The following is a 19364-nucleotide window of genomic DNA, read 5'->3' as shown; positions in this document are numbered from 1 at the left end:
CGAATTAGAGACGCTTTAAGCAGGCGTTGAATTTTCGTAGTGAATCTAAAACAATTGCCATGCAACTTGTCCCCAAAACTCAGCTTACCCCAGAACTGTCCCCAACTCTAGAGAAAATTATTCTGGATGTTGGGGGCATGAAGTGTGCTGCGTGCGTGAACGCAGTAGAGCGACAGCTAAGCCAATACCCAGGAGTCAAAAGCACCTGTGTGAACTTGGCAACAGAGGTAGCAGTCGTAGAAACGGAAGTTGGTGCGGTAGATCCTGATGCACTGGCAAAGCGATTAACATCTGTTGGGTTCCCATCTCAACCCCGCACAGCTAGCGGTATAGCAGGCGAGACATCTGCTTTACAAGACCCAGCAGAACGACAACGCCGAGAAATGCGCTCTTCATTAGGAAATTTAGCGATCGCTGGTGTGTTGCTAATATTGTCAGCCACTGGACATTTTGGTAGCGATGGTAGCCCAGTGCTGCAAGCGTTAAAAAATATCTGGTTCCACTGCGGACTAGCAACAGTGGCGCTACTAATTCCAGGTCGCCCAATTATAGTAGATGGCTGGCTGGGCTGGCGGCGAAATGCTCCCAACATGAACACCTTAGTGGGATTAGGAACACTCACAGCTTATACTGCTAGTTTGATAGCGCTGCTGTTTCCTCAAATGGGTTGGGAGTGCTTTTTTGACGAACCAGTGATGATGCTGGGTTTTATTTTACTGGGAAGGACATTAGAGCAACAAGCCAGAGGACGTGCAGCCAAGGCATTTAGACAACTGCTTGCACTCCAGCCACAGATAGCCCGATTGATTGCCAACCCAGAGAACGTAGGCGCGGGGTCTACTAGTGTCGAGATTCCAGCAGAACAGGTGCGTGTTGGTGAATTCTTACAGGTGTTGCCAGGAGATAAAATCCCTGTTGATGGTAAGGTAGTGGCTGGTCAAACAACAATCGATGAGTCAATGCTGACTGGGGAAGCAGTACCAGCAATCAAGCAACCTGGAGATACGGTAACAGCAGGAACGATAAATCAGTCAGGTGCGATCGCTATTCAGACAACGCGTACTGGAAGTGATACAACTCTAGCCCAAATTGTTGCTCTAGTTGAAACTGCCCAAACCCGAAAAGCTCCAGTACAGAAATTAGCCGATACAGTAGCTGGTTACTTTACCTACGGCGTGTTAACGGCTGCAATTCTGACATTTGTCTTTTGGTACTTTTTTGGCACTCACATCTGGCCAAATGTCACCATGTCTGGTGGAATGGAAATGATCAGCCACTCTGCACATAACGCCCACCACTCGCAACCTCTAACTCACTACTCCCCACTTTTAGTAAGTTTAAAGTTAGCGATCGCAGTTATGGTAGTCGCTTGTCCCTGTGCTTTGGGACTTGCCACGCCAACTGCTATTCTCGTAGGGACTGGTATAGGAGCAGAACGAGGTCTGTTAATCAAAGGTGGCGACGTTTTAGAAAGAGTACACCAACTTGACACCGTAGTATTTGATAAAACCGGCACATTAACCACAGGTAATCCCACTGTTACTGATTGTTTACTAGTTGGGGAATTGGAAACTCAGAATTCCCATTACCCCTTATCCTCAGAGGGGGCCCCGAGTTCCCCAGTCCCTAATGCTTCGACTACGCTCAACACAAGTCCCCAATCCTTAATACAACTAGCAGCAGCAGTCGAAATCGGCACTTACCATCCCCTGGCAAAAGCGATTCAGAAAGAAGCACAGCAGCAACAGTTATCAATTCCAGAAGCTGTAGACTTCCACACAGAAGCAGGATTGGGTGTGTCTGCTGTCGTAGAAAGTAAAAGCGTGCTTTTAGGAAATTGGGACTGGTTGAGTTGGCACGGAATTGCTATTAGCGAAACTGCACAAAAAGTAGCAGACAGGTTAGCAGCAGATGGGAAAACAGTCGTTTACGTAGCAGTTGCAGGAACTTTATCTGGGCTAATTGCTGTTAGTGATACCCTCAGACCAGATGCCCAAGCGACCATAGACAAGTTACGCCAAATGGGTTTACGGGTAATGCTACTCAGTGGCGATAGAATAGAAGCAGCTAGTGCGATCGCTAAACAACTGGGACTAGATAGCACCGATGTCATTGCAGGTGTTCCCCCAGCAAAAAAAGCAGCTGCCATCGAATCTCTACAAAAAGAGGGACTGGGAACAAGGAGAATAACCAGTCCCCAGTACCCAGTACCCAGTCCCCAATCTGTTGTCGCAATGGTAGGAGATGGAATTAATGATGCTCCAGCCCTATCTCAAGCAGACGTAGGAATTGCGTTGCACTCCGGGACAGATGTGGCAATGGAAACTGCTGAAATTATCTTGATGCGCGATCGCTTAACCGATGTAGTTGAATCAATTCAGCTCAGTCGTGCCACTTTCAATAAAATCCGCCAGAATTTATTCTGGGCTTTTGCATATAATACAATAGGTATTCCTCTAGCAGCAGGGGTTTTGTTACCCAGTTTGGGTTTTGTCATGACGCCATCTGGGGCCGCTGCATTAATGGCTTTTAGCTCTGTTAGTGTTGTCACCAACTCAGTTTTATTACGGTGGTGGTCTCATCGTCTATAGAATAGCTCCTTGGAGATAAGATTTCTCGGCAGAAATCTTGGTTATTCCCTTATAAGGTTAAACTGAGTGCATACTGAGTAATATGCATCTTACTGACTCTGTTGAGACTCCTCTGCGAGCTATGATAGCTACTGGAGTAGAACATTTATGTTCTACTCTTTTGTTAGGGTAATATACCAATTCAATGCTTATTTAGATTTCAGTACCTCAGACTTAATAGTGCGTGAGAATGGCAGGAAACGATACTCAACAAATCTTGATTAATCACAGTTCAAAAGATTTTAGCAACGATTTGTCAATGGCAGCAGAAACCAATGAAAATCATCTACTGATTATTGAAGATGATCAAGGTCGTAAAGAATTTTCTTTGGAACACGCAGTTTATTCTATTGGTAGAGACCGCGATTGCAATATTCGTTTAATATCGCAGTTTGTCTCTCGTCGCCATGCCACATTAGTGAGATTGCCACGAGAACATAATAGTCATAGCTATTATTATCGGATTGTGGATGGCGACGCCAAAGGAAAGCCTAGTTCCAATGGTTTGATGATTAATGGACGCAAGATGCCAACTCACGATTTGAAAAATGAAGATGAAATCGTTTTTGGCCCTCAAGTACGTGCTATTTATTACCTATTAAAAAATACTCAACGTTCGGGGCAAACAGATGCAAGTGAGTATGACATTACGCTAATAAACCCCGGCATGACCGAGGATATAGAGGACTAACAACATCTTGAACCAAGTTATGATATGGAGTCTAGGCGAATTGCTAAAGCTAGCTTCTAACAAAGCTAGCCGCAGCAGAGGCTTTTACTATAAGTACTAATAGTTATTATCCTGCAAGACTTTCAATCAAATGCCAATGGCGGCTGCGTTCAATCTCCTGCTTAACGAATTCAAACATTTGTCGGCAGTGATTATCCAGTTGGAGTGGTAGTTCATCATTTTTAATCACCATACTCAACCGCGTTTCTGTTTCGGTAGCTGTTGCTTTATCAATCATTACTTCTACCGTAACTAGCTTAGAAAAAATAACATTACCGGGAATCTCACGAGCCATAATATAATCTGCCGAGTAGTATTGAACATCTAACTCACAGTCCTGTAGAAGTTCCACAAGTAACGGCTGGAGATGGTCAATAGAAACAGAAACAGTAAATGAACCAGTATAGCGAGCCATAATAGCCCCACGCCTTGCAACACTCCGTCCATCCTATAATACCGAAGCATCGAAACGATAAATCATAGATTCCGGCCTTTAAACTGGCACATTGGATATCTACCACTAAACAAGAATAATCATGGCGATCGCCACCGAATTTATCCTCAATACTTGAAGATAAGCTGAGAATAATATTTGAACAGTTCAGGGGTTTGGCAGAGATAGAAAATGAAAATAGCAATTACTGGAGCAACAGGATTCGTGGGTAGTCGTTTGGTACAACGACTCCACACAGAAGGTCATAGCATATTAGTGTTAACTCGGAATACTACCTTTGCCCAAAAAGTTCTTCCATCTGAGGCTTTCCCAAATCTAGAAATTATTTCCTATACACCCACTCAATCTGGTTCTTGGCAAAGTGCGTTAGCTGGTTGTGATGGTGTAGTTAATCTAGCAGGAGAACCCATCGGGGAAGGACGATGGACACCGGAACGTAAAGAGGCAATCCTCAATAGTCGTAAACTAGGTACACAAAAAATAGTGGAAGCAATAGCTAACGCCAACCCCAAACCAAAGGTGTTAGTCAACACTTCGGCTATTGGCTATTACGGTACTAGTGAAACCGCAACCTTTGATGAAACTAGCCCTGCTGGTAACGATTTTCTCGCCCAAGTCTGCCAAGCTTGGGAAGCAGAAGCGCAAAAAGTAAAAGATGCTGGTGTGCGGCTGGTAATTTTGCGTTTCGGTATTGTCCTTGGGAATGGTGGTGCTTTGGGTAAAATGATTACTCCTTTCAAACTTTTTGCTGGTGGCCCAATTGGTAGTGGTCGCCAATGGTTCTCATGGATTCATTTAGACGATGTAGTTAATCTGATTGTGCAAGCTTTAACCCAATCGGAAATAGAAGGCGTATATAATGCTACTGCTCCTAATCCTGTTCGGATGACAGATTTGAGCCAAACTTTAGGGCAAGTGATCCATCGTCCTTCCTGGCTACCCGTTCCTGCCTTTGCGATCGAGGCTCTCTTAGGAGACGGCGCAATGGTAGTTTTAGAAGGACAACAAGTCTTACCCAAACGCACTGTAGACGCAGGCTTTAAGTACCAATATCCTAATTTGCAATCGGCACTGGCACAAATTCTTAAATAGAGTCTAAGGTTAGCCTTTCAAGCTGAGTCGACATTCCAGAAAATCTTACCCAATTTTGAGCTTTTTGCCTTGGTGGCTTAGTACGGCAGTTGCTTCTCCCTTGGCGCTAGCCTCTCCCTTTGGGAGAAGGGGAGACGCTACGCGAACAAGTCGGCGGAGCCGCCCAACGCACTGCCTCGTCTTTGTGGTTCAGTCTGAATTTTGAACTACAAAGACACTAAGAAAAATACATGATTGGTTATTGACTAGAGAAGAATTTTCGTGAAACCCAACTGATAATACCGCTGAGAATAGCACCTCCCATGAGAATGCCAATAGCTGGGTTAAAAACAGGTTGCCAAAGTTGGTGCCACAAATCCAATCCTAAGTTTACTCCAGCAGCATCACCGATCGCAGCAATCGCTAACCAGCCAAAGCCAAACAAAACCAAAAAAACATCTGCTACTAAAACCACGTTTAGCCAGCTTAACAATTTATCTTTCATTTGCGACTTACATAAAGGGGACTGGGGACTGGAGACTAGGAGGACAAGGGAACAAGGGGAATAATCAGTACCCAATCCCTAATCCCCAGTCCCTAATCACCAATCCCCAGTCCCTTAAATTATTCTTCAAACAGCCAGTTTTTGACTTTTGCCAAACTCTGCCAGTCTGGTTTTCTGCTTAAACCATCTTCTATACTGTTTTTGATTTCATCTCGCCATTCTGGATTGACAAAAATTAACTGTTGTGCAAAATCAATATGTTCGCGTAACCCTTTTTGTTTGGTTTCCAGCATTGCTAGAGCTAGATTAATCCTTGCTTGTGGATCTTGTGGATTTAACTTTACTGCTTTTTGTGCAGCTTTATACGCCAAGCTAGGTTTATTGTCAAGCAAATACAACCACGCTAAACAAATCCAAGCCGCACTAGTTTTGGGAGCGCGATCGCACACTTCTTTAAACACAGGGATTAAAGAATCCGCTGCTTCTCCAGCTTTATAGCGTTCTAAACCTGTATCAAACAGGGATTCAACTGTTTGAGTCATAGTAAATTTGTCAATAGTCATTAGTTAATAGTCATTTGTCCTTTGTCATTTGTCCAATGACAAAGGACAATATTACACCCCAAATGACTTACCGCAACCGCAAGTTTGGGCGGCGTTGGGATTAGTGAATTGAAAGCCGCCACCAATCATAGCGTCACTATAATCAAGCATCAAGCCATAGAGATATAATAAACTCTTGCGATCGCTAACAATTTTGAAGCCTTCATAGTCAAAAACTTCATCCTGAGGGGTGATCTTGCTGACGTCCTCGAAGTCCATCATGTAAGACATCCCAGAGCAGCCACCTTGACGGACTCCTACCCGTAAGCATAAGTCTTTGCCTTGCTTGTCCTGGAGTAATTTTACTTGGCGCAATGCTGATTCGCTCAACAGAATTCCGCGTTGTTGAGGCTGAGTTGCTTGTGTCATCTGCTTTTTCAACTCCTTAAGTGATGTAACTATTACTTTGTTAGAGCTTTTTATTGCCCTTTGGTTGCCTTGAAGTGTTTTTGTATCCATTCTAGCGGGATTGACGTCGCTGGATGCCAAATTGTAAACACTCCGTTAAAAGCAGCCAAAGATTTTTATTCTAGAATTGAGAGATTCGGTGTGTTTAAAGATTCGATATTTTTGAATTTTCAACCTTGTGGCAACCTGAGTTGCAACCATTCTTCAGGTGCAGCCAGGAACTTTCATCCGCGGCGAGTCATTCCCAAAAGTTTACTTTCAAATTGCTTCCTTTGATTAACTTACTCTATGACAAGTTTTAATCGCTCTACCAGTCGTCGGTTGAAGAAATTAACTCAAATTCCTTCTGTATGGGAGGGCGATCGCCGTCCATTGTCATCTTCTCAAACCTCCCTAAGAGAATCGGAGGCAACCGGCGAATGCATTATCTGGGTGGACGGTTCGCAAGGTATTGTCCGAGGAATGGATGTAGTTGCTCCAGACACCGGGCCGGAAGCAGTTGTTCGCACCTTAATGCGAGCAATGGAACATCCCCACAGTCCAGCCAAACCCGCTAGACCCCAAAGGATTGTTGTGCGCGATCGCGAGATCCAATTTTATCTGCGTGGGGTACTGCAAGATTTAGATATCGTCATTGACTATGCACCAGAATTACCTTTAATCAATGAACTGTTTCGAGGATTTGCCGACATTCTCGATAGTCAAATTCCTGATTTACCTCCACAGTATGCCCAAATTCTTAGAGAAAAGGCATTTGCAATTTGGCAAGCAGCTCCTTGGGAATTTTTGGAAGAACAGCAAATTTTGTCAGTAGAGATCAACAGATGGGATGTTGGTACACTCTACGCCTCAGTTATGGGAATGCTAGGGATGGAGTATGGCATCTTATTATATCGTTCTGAAGATTCGCTCAAGCGTTTTCGTGCCGCAGTTTTAAGGGATGAGGAATCACAAGGACGTTTAGAAGAAGCTTTCCTCAAGCAAGATTGCTTATTTCTCACCTTTGAGCGTGCCGAGGATACCGACGAAGACGAAGAGGAAACTAGTGATTTAGCCGATTTACCCCTAGCAGAAATTGACCCTACCTTCGGCAATATCCATCCTTTAGAAGGACTACGGTCTGTTTTGTATGACGAAGAAGCACTTGTAGTTTTAGTTGCCCTCGAAAGCTTGATCCGCTTTATTCGCGATCACCGTCGCCAACTTCATGGGAATGGTTTCCCTACCTTGAGTCGTCGCTATCGGATTTCCCTCCCGCAACCAGAAGAATCAACTAAATCCTTATCTGTCACTGTCTCTACCATGCCACAGATGGCAGCGGAATTAGAGGAAATGGCAGGCTTTGGTGTCGAGGAGCAGGAGATTGGAGAAACTAACTCCCCAAGGTTCCACTCGTTGCGAGATGACTTGATCCCAGAAGACTCCTTCCTCAGCTTAGGCGTGGTTTCATGGGAAATGTTGGAGTACCTGCATAAGGGAGCAAATTACCATAAAGCCGGTGAAATTAAACAAGTGGGTGACGGATTACCTGTGATTTTGATTCAAACTTCCCGCCCCAAAGCTAAAACTGTAATTGAAAACATTGAAGCAGCAGGTGGACTAAAAGCAATTTGCTTTAATCCAGGTGCAGATCCTTTCGATGATAATCGTTACGATCTGGGTTTATTGCAAACTCAAAATGATGAGTTGTTTCTATTTGGTGAATTTTTAGATGACGATCCAACTCATGTAGAAGCTCGAAAAAAATGGAATCAGCGTTGTAAAAATACTAAGGGCTACTGTGGCTTAATTATTGCGAAGGGTCTTACAGGAGCTGCTCGTGGTAATCCCCAACTACGAGATATGATGGCTTTATTTGAAGCGCGATCGCTTTCACCTAAAGATTTAGGCATAGGTACTCTTCAACTTATGCCCCAACTTCAATTTGAATAATTGTCTAAGTAATTACCACAGATAAATATAAAATTTGTTTAAATTCTATATTTATCTGTACTTATGAAAAAGCACCTAAACAAATATTTTGAGCTAATTTTTAGCCGCTATAGTCAATAATTTATGCTATTTACGAAAAAATTTATACTAAATTGTACTGAAAAACTCAGCTTCGTTCTATTTCGTAATTAACTATGTAACTATATAGCTATTTATAATATAATTGCATATTAACTACAACAGATGTATCAGTTATAGGATTCTGTCAACTTTGATTTGATAAGTTCGTAGTTGGCGCTGTCTTCGAAGACAGCATATACTTCTCTATTTTTCTTTAACAGGCTACTATTTATGGACAAACAAAACAGTCCCTCGCGTTCCCCAACCCTGATCTCTACAGGGGACTCTGAGATTGCCATTGGTGATTAACTCCAATAAAGCAATCTCTACAGCTAAGCACGTGGATGAACAGCACTACCAGTCCTGAATAAGAGTGATATCAAATCAGGCTAATCACTGATTATTGAAATTTCTTTGCGTCGACCCTAATAATACACCAGTTTGTAATCTAGCCTAGTGCAGAACATAGGTCTCAAAACCACGTATAAAGACTGTTTTAGCTTCTGGTTCCTACCTGCTTAATTCTGTTATCAGTCTCTAACCGACATCACATACCACTATAAGTGCCTGCCTTACTTTGGATTCGGCAGGGAAATAAAATTGGCGTAATATTTAATTACTGTTTTGTCACAGATTTCTCCCCTGTATGACGCTTTGCAGCTCACAATCATGCAACCTCAATAACTTATCGCTCAATAGAAGTGAACTTTATCCAAATTTCATGAAGTATCTGTATTCTGATGTTTTTCTAGTAACTTTTTCGTAAATATATAAGTATAAAATTTTACTAATTACACAAAATTTCTATTCATTCAACTCTATCAGGGACAATTAAATATCTAAATCTTTTATTTAATAAATTTTTGTTGTCAGTATCCTGTTATATATCAATATAGTTAAGCAAAAGTTAGGTAAAAATATCGTTCTTTGTAATTTTTTTGTAAATCATGTAAATCAGTATTTTTTGGCATTTTAATAAAGATTATTTAAAGCACTTAAATAATAGCTATAATGAACACACACCGAAAATACGGAAGTACACAATACTTTTTATAAGTAAGTTTACCAATAGACAATAACTGGAGATTAAGAGTTTTTTGGGAGTCAATTAAAGCATAATTTAGTCCTGATAAACCAGGATTCTCTTAAGCATTGAATACAATAATAGAGTAAAACTTATTTCTACAACTTCCATATTGTTGAATATGATAATAAGTTTTTCTTTGAATAACTTACCTATAAGATTTGGAAAACAAACAAGTTGCAGAGTTTTAAAACAGCGTTGGCTTTGAGTGAAAAAAAATAGTTTTAAAATTATTTAGTATCTTTATGAACAATTAGAAGAAAAGCTGAAAAATCAAACATAATTTGTGAAGATAGAGGGTTAATGAAAAAACTATACACCAGTCCTGATCTCAAGTTCATTGCTCTAAACAAATATCCATAGCAACTGGTTTTACTCCAGAGCGATCGCTTATTTGTTTACTTTCAATTTATTGGTGAGCAGCTACTACAAGCTACTTGAGAGTCACCAGTTAAGCATGATACTGATTCTCAAGTTTTATTTACAGGAGTTTTGATAGATGTTCTCTCCAGCAATATTTGGCAACCTTGAGCAAAAGAGAAGAAATGCTTTTAAATAATAATTGTGGAAATCTACATTGAGTTAAAAGTAGATATTTTAAATTAACTTATGGAATTTAGTTCTCAGGCTTTACTCATTTTGTTACTAGCGTTATTATTTTCAAGAGCAAGTACTTATTCTTTAATCCTGTCAAAAAAGTAACAAATAAATTGTAGTTTTTAAATTTTATTAGGAGATGATGAATCCTTTGCCAAACCGTACAATTTTAATACCAATACCATTACTTGTTTCTGGAGACAAACTCTGATAATGTTATCGTTTTCCTCTTTAAGTTAGACTCTTCGGATAATGTTACCACATAGCAAATAGCATGATAATGACAAATAAAAAATGGGCCGTCAAACGCATAACAGTTAATCTAGCAGCACAAGAAGCAGAAAAGCTGGAAAAGTATTGTCAACAAACAGGGAGACCGGCAACTGATGTTATTCGTGAACTGATTAGAACCTTGCCTGTCTCAGATGACAATAGAGATACAAACAAGTAGGGAATTGTTTTTACAGCATACCAAATCACTGCTTTCCTACTAAAAAATAGCCATTATACCTGTTTTGATGGCAACTTCATAAACAAGAGATTATCTCACCGATACAGACGCGATGTTTCTCGCGTCTGCTCAGTCGCTAAGAGCAAAAGAAGTCTTTAAAGAGGCTTTATTATTGACATTGCGATGTATTAATATGCTGGTTAAGTTGATATAAGTAGCAAATTCCGACACCAACCCAGTTACAATCTGTAAAGAAACTGAAAAGGAACGAGGGAATGCGTGTTGCAATTGTAGGTGCGGGACTTGCTGGGCTAGCAACCGCAGTAGATTTAGCTGATGCTGGCTGCGAAGTACAGATTTTTGAGTCTCGACCGTTTGTTGGTGGTAAAGCTGGCAGTTGGGTAGATGGCGATGGCAACCATGTTGAAATGGGGTTGCACGTATTTTTTGGCTGCTACTACCAATTGTTTGACTTGATGAAAAAAGTGGGAGCGTTGTCTAATTTACGCCTCAAGGAACATAGCCACACTTTTATCAACAAAGGGGGACACACTGGTGCTTTAGATTTTCGCTTCTTCACCGGTGCGCCTTTTAATGGATTAAAAGCATTTTTCACGACTTCTCAACTTTCGTTGTTAGATAAATTGCAAAATGCGATCGCCCTGGGTACTAGTCCAATAGTTCGCGGTTTAGTGGACTTTGACGGGGCGATGAAAACCATCCGCAACTTAGACAAAATTAGCTTTGCTGACTGGTTTCGTAGTCATGGCGGGAGTGAGGGAAGCATCAAAAGAATGTGGAATCCTATCGCTTACGCTCTGGGATTTATTGATTGCGAAAATATTTCAGCCCGTTGTATGTTGACAATATTTCAGTTCTTCGCAGTTAGAACTGAAGCTTCGGTATTGCGAATGTTGGAAGGTTCGCCTTATGAGTACTTGCACAAGCCCATCCTAGAATATCTAGAAGCTAGAGGCACTAAAGTTTATACACGCCGACAAGTTCGAGAAATTCAGTTTACTGAAGAAGGAGAACAAACTCGCGTCACTGGCATAGTAGTTGCCCAAGGTGATGCATTAGAGACCATTACTGCTGATGCCTATGTCTGTGCTTGTGATCTGCCAGGAATTCAGCGTGTGTTACCTCAAGAGTGGCGTAAATGGTCGGAATTTGACAATATTTATAAACTAGATGCAGTACCAGTAGCCACAGTGCAGTTAAGGTTTGATGGTTGGGTAACAGAACTGTATGATGGCGAGCAACGTAAACAGCTAAATCAGGCAGCGGGGATAGATAATTTACTGTATACCGCCGATGCTGACTTTTCTTGTTTTGCGGATCTGGCTTTGACAAGCCCTAGCGATTATTATCGTCAAGGACAGGGTTCATTGTTGCAGTTAGTACTGACACCAGGAGATCCGTTTATTAAACAGAGTAATGAAGCGATCGCTCATCATGTCCTCAAGCAAGTGCATGAACTGTTCCCCTCCTCGCGAGAGTTAAATATGACGTGGTACAGTGTAGTAAAACTTGCTCAGTCTCTCTACCGGGAAGGGCCAGGGATGGATGTTTACCGTCCTGACCAAAAGACACCAGTGAATAACTTCTTCTTGGCAGGAAGTTACACCCAACAAGACTATATCGACAGCATGGAAGGAGCCACAATTTCTGGACGGCGTGCGGCAAAAGTCATCCTGGAAAATATTAAACAATAGCCATTAGTGCTGCGATCGCTTATCTATAACTATTTAAAATCTCAAATCTAAAATCGAATGGCAGACTGGTTAGAGCATAGTGTACAGGTAGAAGTAGAAGCTCCCATAGACTTAGTATGGAGCCTCTGGTCTGACTTAGAGCAAATGCCCCGCTGGATGAAGTGGATTGATTCGGTAAAGATTCCGCCAGATAATCCAGAAATTTCTATTTGGAAACTGAATACTGGCGGTCTGGAGTTTAGCTGGAAATCGCGCATTCTCAAAGTTATCCCCAATCAAATTATTCAATGGGAATCTGTTGATGGCTTGCCCAATCAGGGAGCAATTCGCTTTTATGATCGCCAGGATAGTAGTATCGTCAAAATGACCGTTTCCTATGCTATTCCCGGCATTATTGGCAAAATTATGGATAACTTATTTTTGGGGCGAGCTGTGGAATCGACGATCCAAGCTGATTTGGAGAGATTTAGGCAATATGCTCTAAATATTAAAGCTAATCAACCACAGTCATAAAGTTGCAATTAATTGCAACTTGAATTTATGCCGCGTTACAAACTGTTGATTCTGGAAGTAGCTCACCTGTAGCCTCGTAAGCAATAATTAGAGATTCTAAGGCTTCAATTCCATTTGCTACTACTGCTTCGTAAGTATCTCCATGAGTCCGCCGGCGCTGTCCTAGAAAATCAGGGAATCCTACCAAGAAACAATTATCTTCCTCAGACCACTGAGTAATAATTTGGTATTTAAGATTACTCGTCTTCTTTCTTACTCATTGTTGACTTAATTGCCTGTTTAACTTCCTTTTCTTGGTTAAGCTTGGAGGATTCAAAAATTACCAAGTCGGATCGCTAAACAGATTAATGATTAATTCATCACGCCCTGCTGGTACTGCGGTAATACAAGCGCGGATAATATCTCCATCATCCAATTCCACGGTGCAAGCGTGACACGAACCCATGAGACAGCCAGTGGGAATGAACACCCCAGCCCGATCTGCTACATCTAACAGGGCTTCTCCCACTTCGGCATCTATTGTGACATCATCTGGTAGAAAACGGACGCGAACAATCATCAGATAATACTTCGGCTACGCTCAGTACAAGTTCGTAATTAAGACTTACTCCAAGTGGTTTTCACTACTTTACCGTGTTCGGCAAACAATACACCTTTATGAATTGGGTATGAGAGCTTGGCTAAGACAAAAATGGAGTTAAGTCTAAATGACTTTCAATTTCAGTAGCTAGAGAGTCCAAAATCTGCTCTCGATGTTCCCGATAGTTAGCAACACCAGTAGGCAAAGATTTCAAACCCCGCTGTTGACGGAGGCGATTTAACCAAGCACGTCGCCAAGGGCCATTGTCAAACAGTCCGTGGAGATAACTACCCCAAACTGATTGACAGCTATCCACTAATCCTAAATTAACATCGTCAAATAGGGGTTGGTAGGCTTGGGTATCTCCTTGTTGTTCGATGCGCGATCGCCCTTGGTGGATTTCAAACCCATTTACTGGCAAGCCCTGCTGCGGATAATTAGAGGTAACTTGGCGCTGGCGGGCTATTTTCTGTCCAGTAATTACAGTTCTGATTGGTAATAGATTTAACGCTTGAAATCTTCCGGCTTGTCCCTCTATCCCCTCTGGATCAGCAATCATTTGGCCCAGCATTTGGTAGCCGCCACAGATGCCTAAAACCGTCCCACCAGAGGCTGCATAATTTTGGATTGCTTCTGCCATACCGCTTCTTTGCAGTAGTAGTAAATCAGCAATTGTAGTTTTTGTCCCTGGGAGAATTACCGCATCAGGATGTCCTAAATCTTGCTTTGGACTAAGATATCTCACTGAAACCGTAGGTTCTGATTCGAGAGGGTCAAAGTCGGTAAAGTTGGCAATTCTCGGTAAGCGGATGACGGCAATGTTGAGGTCGGCTTGGGTTTTCCGCGATTGACGTTCTAGCAAATCAAGGGAGTCTTCAGCCGGAAATACTTCTTGAAGGTAGGGTATTACACCAACAACAGGGATACCTGTACGTTCTTCTAACCATTTTATCCCTGGGTCTAAGAGCGATCGCTGTCCGCGAAATTTATTAATTACTACACCCTTAATTAGAGCGCGTTCATCTGGTTCTAGTAATTCTAAGGTTCCTATAACATGGGCAAAAGCCCCACCCCTGTCAATATCAACTACTAATAGAGTTGGCGCATTCAAGTATTTTGCCACTCGCATATTCGTCAAGTCGCGGTGCTTGAGGTTAATCTCCGCCGGGCTACCTGCACCTTCGCAAACCAGCATATCAAATTCTGTTGCTAAATGTTGTAGCGATTCCTCAATTGTGCGCCAACCTAGTTCAAAATATTGCTCATAGTAATCCGCAGCGTTGACTTTGCCTACAGGTCTGCCCTTAATAATTACTTGGGATGTCATATCCCCTTGAGGTTTAAGTAAAATTGGGTTCATTTCTACCCAAGGAATCACTCCCGCCGCCCAAGCTTGTACTGCTTGGGCGTAGCCAATTTCTCCCCCACTGGCGGTTACATAAGCATTTAAAGCCATATTTTGACCTTTAAAGGGAGCCACTCGCCAGCCACGCCGCGACAAAATACGACAAATAGCTGTAGTTAACAGTGATTTCCCTGCATGGGATGTTGTCCCCACTACCATAATTGATTTCATATTCATTATCGGTTTTTCAAAATCCAGGGTGAGATATCAGGGGTAAACAATATGGCAATCTGCTCAACAGTTATAAATGCGGGAAGCGGAGTGAGCAAAGGAATGTGAGGAAGCAAGGGAAAATGATAACAGAAATCTGAGCTAAGGCTTCCTTAGAGCAGAACTTCAGGGAGCGAGCAAATATTACCATTTGTTGCCCCTCATCTTCATCATCCTCATCTCTCCACCAACATCTCACAAACTCAGTTAGATGATTATGGTAAAGACTTTATGAATGAGTTTGATGTTTCCGTATATATTGTTCCCTTTGATTCCCTAATGCTAACTTTGGAATTTTCTCTTTTAAAAGGGTAGTCTAAACCAACGAATTACAGCATTGTATAGGCGATCGCTCCACGAAGGAGGACGCCAATTTTTTCCCTGGTACTGTTCTACCAGCTGATGGCCTAGAGGAGTCAGGCGAAAACCATCCGTAATTCCCTGTCCATCGACTTCTCGCCGTAGTACACCTACTTGAATCAGCCAGCCCAAGGCGTTGTCAGATGCCAATTCTGATAATGCACGTTTAGTGTAACCTTGTTTGAGACCATTTTCTTGGGCGATCGCACCCACTGAAACACTCTGGTGTCGCATCAGTTCAAATAAGCATAAATTAAAAGGCGAACACATCAGCGATCGCTCAGCTCTTTCTACTGTGCTACGAGGATAGCTAAAAGTTTTCGAGTTTTGGGAATCAACGGCAGGCATTGTATTTAGGTAGAAATTTTCTGCTAATCGAGATTGATTTAGAAATATGTCTGTGCTTGTACCAGCTACCTCATTTAACCCATCTTGGTTAAATTGAGAATATTCACGCTGTTTTTTTAGCAATTATATTTAATCATTGTAAATTATTGTAAAATTTCAAGTGCATCAATAATCTGAAACAGGAAAGGTTCATTATGCCTCTAGCAGTTGGTACGGATGCACCTGCATTTACCGCTAAAGATACTAACGGCAACACCGTCTCTTTATCTGACTTTGCGGGTAAGACGGTCGTTTTGTATTTTTACCCCAAAGATGACACACCAGGTTGCACTAAACAAGCCTGTAGTTTTCGGGACGCGCAAACTGAATATCAAGGTAAAAATGTTGTAGTGCTGGGAGTAAGCGCAGACGATGAAACTGCCCATCAGGCTTTTACGGCAAAATATAATCTGAATTTTCCCCTACTAGCTGACACCGACAAAAGTCTGATTAAAGCTTTCGATGTCGATGGCGGCGGCTATGCTAAGCGGGTCACTTACGTAATTGATCCCAATGGCAAAATTACCCATGTTGACGCTAGTGTCAACACAGCTACTCACGCTAGTGATGTTTTAGCTGCACTTGGGTTGTAGTTTTTTACTTGGTAATTAAGAATCAGCTTAAATCAACCTAAACTCATCCCCAACCCTTTTTCAGGTTGGGGTTTTTGTTTTGATTCAGTTGCTTGATGGAAGTGTATTTGATTGCGGTCTTGCCACAGGTGCTGTAATTACAGGTAAATTTGGGTTTACTTGCTGCTGACCTCGAATTTGCGGTTGTTGACCTACTGGAATTAATTTTTGTTGTCTTGCTCTAAAGGCTGCTGCTTCTGAATTTAGTTCGTCTGTCTTTTCTGTAGTATTCCAGTTGGCAGTTCCAAGATTTGCCCGATGAATCAGGTCAAGTGGGTTGAAATTATTTGAGTTGGAGGAAAACGGATCAGTATTTTGATCAGAATTAACGTTAGGAAAAGACTCCTGAGTGATTTGAGCTAAGCTAGGTTGGGCTGCAAGTAAGGAAGCGATGCTAACTCCTGCTACAGTTGCCACAAAGGTACTGGTGAGTAAAAATGGTTTTTTCATGGGATTTTAAACCGAAAAACGCTTTAACATAATCATGCTTATATCTTAAGCAAGAGTTCGCCGCAGTTGGGGCTGAATGCTCAACAAGGCTACAACAGCAAAGCCAAGCAATACTAGCAAAGCTCCGCCAAAGGTAACATCACCCCAAGGAGCCTGCATTACTACATTGCTCAATCCCCAATCACTATGAAGATATAGATAGCGAATTGGTTCAATAGCGTAGCTAAGGGGATTGAGGGTAGCCACAACTTGTAACCACCCAGGCATAAAAGATAAAGGTGCTAAGGCAGTACTAGCGAATAACAGCGGCAGGGTAGAGACAAAAATTACAGCAATTAGTTCAATGTGGCCAGGTAGGGCAAAAGCTAAGCCAAGAGAGATAGCAGTCACGCCCAAAGCGAGAAGAAAGACAATTAAAGCGATCGCACCCAAACCAGCTGCATCTGGTAATCCTGCCCCTAAAAACGCCGCTGCTGCCACAATTACCGCTGCTTGCAGTAAACTTTGGCTGATGATAAAAATTGCGGAAGCAAAAACAATTGAAAATCGTGATGCTAGCGGTGCTACCAGCAACCGATTTAAAAAGCCGAATTCTCGGTCAAACATTACAGGTAAACCAGCATTCAGCGCCCCGGCAAATGCTGTAAATACAATTACACCAGCAGCTAAAAACTGACTGTAATTTGTTGTACTGCCAAATAAGCCCTTCGGTGCATTTTGGAATAAAGCCCCAAATAGCACTAACCACATCACTGGCTGAATGATCCCGGCAACTAAGGTTGAGGGACGCCGTTGCAACTGAATAAATAAGCGACGAGTTAAAGCAAACGTTTCTTGTAGCAATTCACCGAAAAAATTTGGAGTAGTCTTAGCATCTACTTGCGGCGATGCTAGTTGTTGCCAATTGATATCAGATTTTGGGGTAACACTCATAGGGATTGGGGATTGGGTATTGGGTATTGGGGATTGGGGATTGGGGAAGGTGGGGCCCCCTCTGGGGATAAGGGGTAATGGGGATTGGGGATTGGGGGCTGAATTGAAGTATGAAATTCCAAAATTGAGTGTTTAAAACTCTTGTCATTGCACCTTTATGTGAGACTAAATTCATACTCTTAATCAGCAACGCCAAAAATTCTTTCCTAGTCCCCAGTCCCCACTCCCCAGTCCCTATCTCATATTCTGCTTTTTCTCAGCTTTGGGATCGCGAGTGGCAACTGCTGCCAGTTCTGCATCTAATAAGGTGCGTCCTGTGGCGGCGAGGTAAACATCATCTAGACTGGGGCGAGATTGGGCAATGCCAAAAATTGGTAAATCAGCGCCCTTTAAGGCTTGCTGTATCGTAATCAGAGCATCATTTTGAGGTGTTACTACCAAATTTAGAGAATTACCTTGAGCGCTGTTAATGATTGCTTCTTGCACAAATGGCAACGCTTTTAAGAGATTTTTGGCTTTTTCGGCTTCTTCAATTGGGGAAAACTCTTGAATTCGCAACGTGATGCGATCGCCCCCGACTTGATCTTTCAACTGTGAAGGTGTGCCAGCCGCAATCACAACGCCGCGATCAATAATTGCCACGCGATTAGCCAAGGCGTCAATTTCTTCTAAATAATGGCTGGTAATCAGTACTGTTGTTCCAGATGCCCGCAACTGGCGTAAGAAATCCCACACCACGAAACGGCTTTCTATGTCAAGACCTACGGTTGGCTCATCCAATACCAGCACATCCGGTGCGTGGAGCAAACCAGCAGCCAAGTCGAGACGCTTGCGTAAACCGCCAGAGTAAGTTCCGGTTTTTTTATTGGCGTATTCCTGCAAACCAAGTAAATCTAATACTGTCTCAATACGTTGTTTTGCTGCTGCCCTTGGAAGATGATAGAGTGCTGCTTGCAATTGCAGTAGTTCTCGTCCAGTCAGCACCTTATCTATAGCAACTTCCTGAGCCACATAGCCTAGCCGTTGTCTTGCTAGTTTGGGGTTATCTAACACAGAGATGCCAGATACCTCGATTTTCCCAGCATCCGGTGTGGTGAGAGTACACAAGGCACGCAGAGTTGTGGTTTTGCCAGCACCATTGGGGCCGAGTAAACCAAAGATTTCTCCTGGTTCTATCTCAAAGGAGACGTCCTTGACGGCGACCACTGTGCCGTAGCGTTTTTGCAGATTTTCAATTAAAACGGCGGGAGCCATGACAGCTTAACCCCTAACTATACAAATCTCAACAAAGTCTATCTCTATTGTAGTTGAGTCGGGTTAGGTGGAGCGATCGCTTGGATACAGCTTCTTAATTTTATAGGTTGGATTGAGTTGAGTAGATATTCACTAAGTAATTAACTAAATTGCTTTGGCTGTTGAAGTCTAACAGCGCCTCAGCTAACTCCTCAAGCTAAGTGATAGATAATGTGCGAATCTGCTGTTCTACCTCCGGTTCAATTGCACCAAACCGCCGTGTCAAAGGACGTACAATCAATGCTAAAGCTTCCTGTTTCTTTTATCGTTCTTCTCACTGTTGCAATCTCTGTTGCAGAATG

Annotated in this window: 20 protein-coding genes; 8 read left to right on the top strand and 12 right to left on the bottom strand. The window is 42.4% G+C overall.

Translation table 11 applies throughout. The features are described from left to right. Nucleotides 1–59: 59 nt before the first annotated feature. Both WKK05_RS21440 and WKK05_RS21435 read left to right on the top strand, forming a co-directional pair. Nucleotides 60–2591: a heavy metal translocating P-type ATPase gene (locus WKK05_RS21440; RefSeq protein WP_341525107.1), complete on the top strand. Its 2532-nt coding sequence runs from the start codon at nucleotides 60–62 to the stop codon at nucleotides 2589–2591. Between the two features lie 229 nt (nucleotides 2592–2820). Then, nucleotides 2821–3321, top strand: a complete 501-nt coding sequence (locus tag WKK05_RS21435; protein ID WP_341525106.1) for an FHA domain-containing protein — start codon at nucleotides 2821–2823, stop codon at nucleotides 3319–3321. Between the two features lie 106 nt (nucleotides 3322–3427). On the opposite strand, the gene WKK05_RS21430 is transcribed toward WKK05_RS21435, so the two are convergent. Next, the gene (locus WKK05_RS21430; RefSeq protein ID WP_341525105.1) at nucleotides 3428–3775 is read right to left on the bottom strand and encodes a hypothetical protein; all 348 of its coding nucleotides are present in this window, start codon (nucleotides 3773–3775) and stop codon (nucleotides 3428–3430) included. Nucleotides 3776–3985: 210 nt separating this feature from the next. On the opposite strand from WKK05_RS21430, the gene WKK05_RS21425 reads away from it, so the two are divergent. Beyond that, nucleotides 3986–4906, top strand: a complete 921-nt coding sequence (locus WKK05_RS21425; RefSeq protein WP_341525104.1) for a TIGR01777 family oxidoreductase — start codon at nucleotides 3986–3988, stop codon at nucleotides 4904–4906. 238 nt (nucleotides 4907–5144) lie between these two features. Here WKK05_RS21425 and WKK05_RS21420 read toward each other — a convergent pair whose 3' ends face one another. The 3 genes from WKK05_RS21420 to WKK05_RS21410 all read right to left on the bottom strand — a co-directional run bounded on the left by WKK05_RS21420 (nucleotide 5145) and on the right by WKK05_RS21410 (nucleotide 6361). Beyond that, on the bottom strand, nucleotides 5145–5390 hold the full coding sequence (locus tag WKK05_RS21420; protein WP_341525103.1) for a hypothetical protein: 246 nt from the start codon (nucleotides 5388–5390) through the stop codon (nucleotides 5145–5147). A 119-nt stretch (nucleotides 5391–5509) separates the two neighbouring features. Beyond that, on the bottom strand, nucleotides 5510–5932 hold the full coding sequence (locus WKK05_RS21415) for a tetratricopeptide repeat protein (protein WP_341531149.1): 423 nt from the start codon (nucleotides 5930–5932) through the stop codon (nucleotides 5510–5512). A gap of 72 nt (nucleotides 5933–6004) precedes the next feature. Further along, entirely contained in the window at nucleotides 6005–6361 is a 357-nt protein-coding gene (locus WKK05_RS21410) for an iron-sulfur cluster assembly accessory protein (RefSeq protein WP_341525102.1), read from the bottom strand. A gap of 327 nt (nucleotides 6362–6688) precedes the next feature. Between WKK05_RS21410 and WKK05_RS21405 the strand changes: the two genes are divergently transcribed. The 4 genes from WKK05_RS21405 (at nucleotide 6689) to WKK05_RS21390 (ending at nucleotide 12812) form a co-directional block, all read left to right on the top strand. Beyond that, nucleotides 6689–8332: a hypothetical protein gene (locus tag WKK05_RS21405; protein WP_341525101.1), complete on the top strand. Its 1644-nt coding sequence runs from the start codon at nucleotides 6689–6691 to the stop codon at nucleotides 8330–8332. Nucleotides 8333–10407: 2075 nt separating this feature from the next. Continuing rightward, nucleotides 10408–10584 (top strand): ribbon-helix-helix protein, CopG family, encoded by a 177-nt coding sequence (locus tag WKK05_RS21400; protein WP_341525100.1) that lies wholly within the window; start codon nucleotides 10408–10410, stop codon nucleotides 10582–10584. Nucleotides 10585–10859: 275 nt separating this feature from the next. Continuing rightward, nucleotides 10860–12299, top strand: coding sequence for a 9,9'-di-cis-zeta-carotene desaturase (zds, locus tag WKK05_RS21395; protein WP_341525099.1), 1440 nt, complete (start codon nucleotides 10860–10862; stop codon nucleotides 12297–12299). Nucleotides 12300–12356: 57 nt separating this feature from the next. After that, nucleotides 12357–12812, top strand: coding sequence for an SRPBCC family protein (locus tag WKK05_RS21390; protein ID WP_341525098.1), 456 nt, complete (start codon nucleotides 12357–12359; stop codon nucleotides 12810–12812). Nucleotides 12813–12837: 25 nt separating this feature from the next. Here the strand turns inward: WKK05_RS21390 and WKK05_RS21385 are convergent, their stop codons facing one another. The 4 genes from WKK05_RS21385 to WKK05_RS21370 all read right to left on the bottom strand — a co-directional run bounded on the left by WKK05_RS21385 (nucleotide 12838) and on the right by WKK05_RS21370 (nucleotide 15715). After that, complete coding sequence (locus tag WKK05_RS21385) at nucleotides 12838–13035, bottom strand: type II toxin-antitoxin system HicB family antitoxin (protein WP_341531148.1); 198 nt, start codon at nucleotides 13033–13035, stop codon at nucleotides 12838–12840. 96 nt (nucleotides 13036–13131) lie between these two features. Beyond that, nucleotides 13132–13371 (bottom strand): 2Fe-2S iron-sulfur cluster-binding protein, encoded by a 240-nt coding sequence (locus tag WKK05_RS21380; RefSeq protein ID WP_341525097.1) that lies wholly within the window; start codon nucleotides 13369–13371, stop codon nucleotides 13132–13134. 121 nt (nucleotides 13372–13492) lie between these two features. Further along, nucleotides 13493–14968 (bottom strand): cobyric acid synthase CobQ, encoded by a 1476-nt coding sequence (gene cobQ, locus WKK05_RS21375; protein ID WP_341531147.1) that lies wholly within the window; start codon nucleotides 14966–14968, stop codon nucleotides 13493–13495. Nucleotides 14969–15310: 342 nt separating this feature from the next. Beyond that, entirely contained in the window at nucleotides 15311–15715 is a 405-nt protein-coding gene (locus WKK05_RS21370; RefSeq protein WP_341531146.1) for an Npun_F0494 family protein, read from the bottom strand. A gap of 194 nt (nucleotides 15716–15909) precedes the next feature. Here WKK05_RS21370 and WKK05_RS21365 point away from each other — a divergent pair, with 194 nt between their 5' ends. After that, nucleotides 15910–16347 carry a peroxiredoxin gene (locus WKK05_RS21365; RefSeq protein WP_341525096.1) on the top strand — a complete coding sequence of 146 codons (438 nt, stop codon included), beginning with the start codon at nucleotides 15910–15912 and terminating at the stop codon, nucleotides 16345–16347. A gap of 84 nt (nucleotides 16348–16431) precedes the next feature. Here WKK05_RS21365 and WKK05_RS21360 read toward each other — a convergent pair whose 3' ends face one another. From WKK05_RS21360 to WKK05_RS21345, 4 genes are all read right to left on the bottom strand, one after another. Further along, nucleotides 16432–16836 (bottom strand): hypothetical protein, encoded by a 405-nt coding sequence (locus WKK05_RS21360; protein ID WP_341525095.1) that lies wholly within the window; start codon nucleotides 16834–16836, stop codon nucleotides 16432–16434. 45 nt (nucleotides 16837–16881) lie between these two features. Further along, nucleotides 16882–17769 (bottom strand): ABC transporter permease, encoded by an 888-nt coding sequence (locus tag WKK05_RS21355; protein WP_341525094.1) that lies wholly within the window; start codon nucleotides 17767–17769, stop codon nucleotides 16882–16884. A gap of 234 nt (nucleotides 17770–18003) precedes the next feature. Next, entirely contained in the window at nucleotides 18004–19023 is a 1020-nt protein-coding gene (locus tag WKK05_RS21350; RefSeq protein WP_341525093.1) for an ABC transporter ATP-binding protein, read from the bottom strand. 196 nt (nucleotides 19024–19219) lie between these two features. Then, nucleotides 19220–19288 (bottom strand): hypothetical protein, encoded by a 69-nt coding sequence (locus tag WKK05_RS21345; protein WP_341531145.1) that lies wholly within the window; start codon nucleotides 19286–19288, stop codon nucleotides 19220–19222. Nucleotides 19289–19364: the final 76 nt, after the last annotated feature.

This window comes from Nostoc sp. UHCC 0302 (assembly GCF_038096175.1).
Taxonomy (GTDB): Bacteria; Cyanobacteriota; Cyanobacteriia; order Cyanobacteriales; family Nostocaceae; genus UHCC-0302.
This window is presented reverse-complemented; position numbering and strand designations above follow the sequence as displayed.

What these genes read in the sequence shown, in the direction of transcription:
- WKK05_RS21355 (WP_341525094.1), bottom strand. Translation starts at nt 17,769, where the DNA reads ATGAGTGTTACCCCAAAATCTGATATCAATTGGCAACAACTAGCATCG.
- WKK05_RS21410 (WP_341525102.1), bottom strand. Translation starts at nt 6,361, where the DNA reads ATGACACAAGCAACTCAGCCTCAACAACGCGGAATTCTGTTGAGCGAA.
- WKK05_RS21415 (WP_341531149.1), bottom strand. Translation starts at nt 5,932, where the DNA reads ATGACTCAAACAGTTGAATCCCTGTTTGATACAGGTTTAGAACGCTAT.
- WKK05_RS21435 (WP_341525106.1), top strand. Translation starts at nt 2,821, where the DNA reads ATGGCAGGAAACGATACTCAACAAATCTTGATTAATCACAGTTCAAAA.
- zds (WP_341525099.1), top strand. Translation starts at nt 10,860, where the DNA reads ATGCGTGTTGCAATTGTAGGTGCGGGACTTGCTGGGCTAGCAACCGCA.
- WKK05_RS21400 (WP_341525100.1), top strand. Translation starts at nt 10,408, where the DNA reads ATGATAATGACAAATAAAAAATGGGCCGTCAAACGCATAACAGTTAAT.
- WKK05_RS21420 (WP_341525103.1), bottom strand. Translation starts at nt 5,390, where the DNA reads ATGAAAGATAAATTGTTAAGCTGGCTAAACGTGGTTTTAGTAGCAGAT.
- cobQ (WP_341531147.1), bottom strand. Translation starts at nt 14,968, where the DNA reads ATGAAATCAATTATGGTAGTGGGGACAACATCCCATGCAGGGAAATCA.
- WKK05_RS21425 (WP_341525104.1), top strand. Translation starts at nt 3,986, where the DNA reads ATGAAAATAGCAATTACTGGAGCAACAGGATTCGTGGGTAGTCGTTTG.
- WKK05_RS21365 (WP_341525096.1), top strand. Translation starts at nt 15,910, where the DNA reads ATGCCTCTAGCAGTTGGTACGGATGCACCTGCATTTACCGCTAAAGAT.
- WKK05_RS21390 (WP_341525098.1), top strand. Translation starts at nt 12,357, where the DNA reads ATGGCAGACTGGTTAGAGCATAGTGTACAGGTAGAAGTAGAAGCTCCC.
- WKK05_RS21430 (WP_341525105.1), bottom strand. Translation starts at nt 3,775, where the DNA reads ATGGCTCGCTATACTGGTTCATTTACTGTTTCTGTTTCTATTGACCAT.
- WKK05_RS21350 (WP_341525093.1), bottom strand. Translation starts at nt 19,023, where the DNA reads ATGGCTCCCGCCGTTTTAATTGAAAATCTGCAAAAACGCTACGGCACA.
- WKK05_RS21440 (WP_341525107.1), top strand. Translation starts at nt 60, where the DNA reads ATGCAACTTGTCCCCAAAACTCAGCTTACCCCAGAACTGTCCCCAACT.
- WKK05_RS21360 (WP_341525095.1), bottom strand. Translation starts at nt 16,836, where the DNA reads ATGAAAAAACCATTTTTACTCACCAGTACCTTTGTGGCAACTGTAGCA.
- WKK05_RS21405 (WP_341525101.1), top strand. Translation starts at nt 6,689, where the DNA reads ATGACAAGTTTTAATCGCTCTACCAGTCGTCGGTTGAAGAAATTAACT.
- WKK05_RS21380 (WP_341525097.1), bottom strand. Translation starts at nt 13,371, where the DNA reads ATGATTGTTCGCGTCCGTTTTCTACCAGATGATGTCACAATAGATGCC.
- WKK05_RS21370 (WP_341531146.1), bottom strand. Translation starts at nt 15,715, where the DNA reads ATGCCTGCCGTTGATTCCCAAAACTCGAAAACTTTTAGCTATCCTCGT.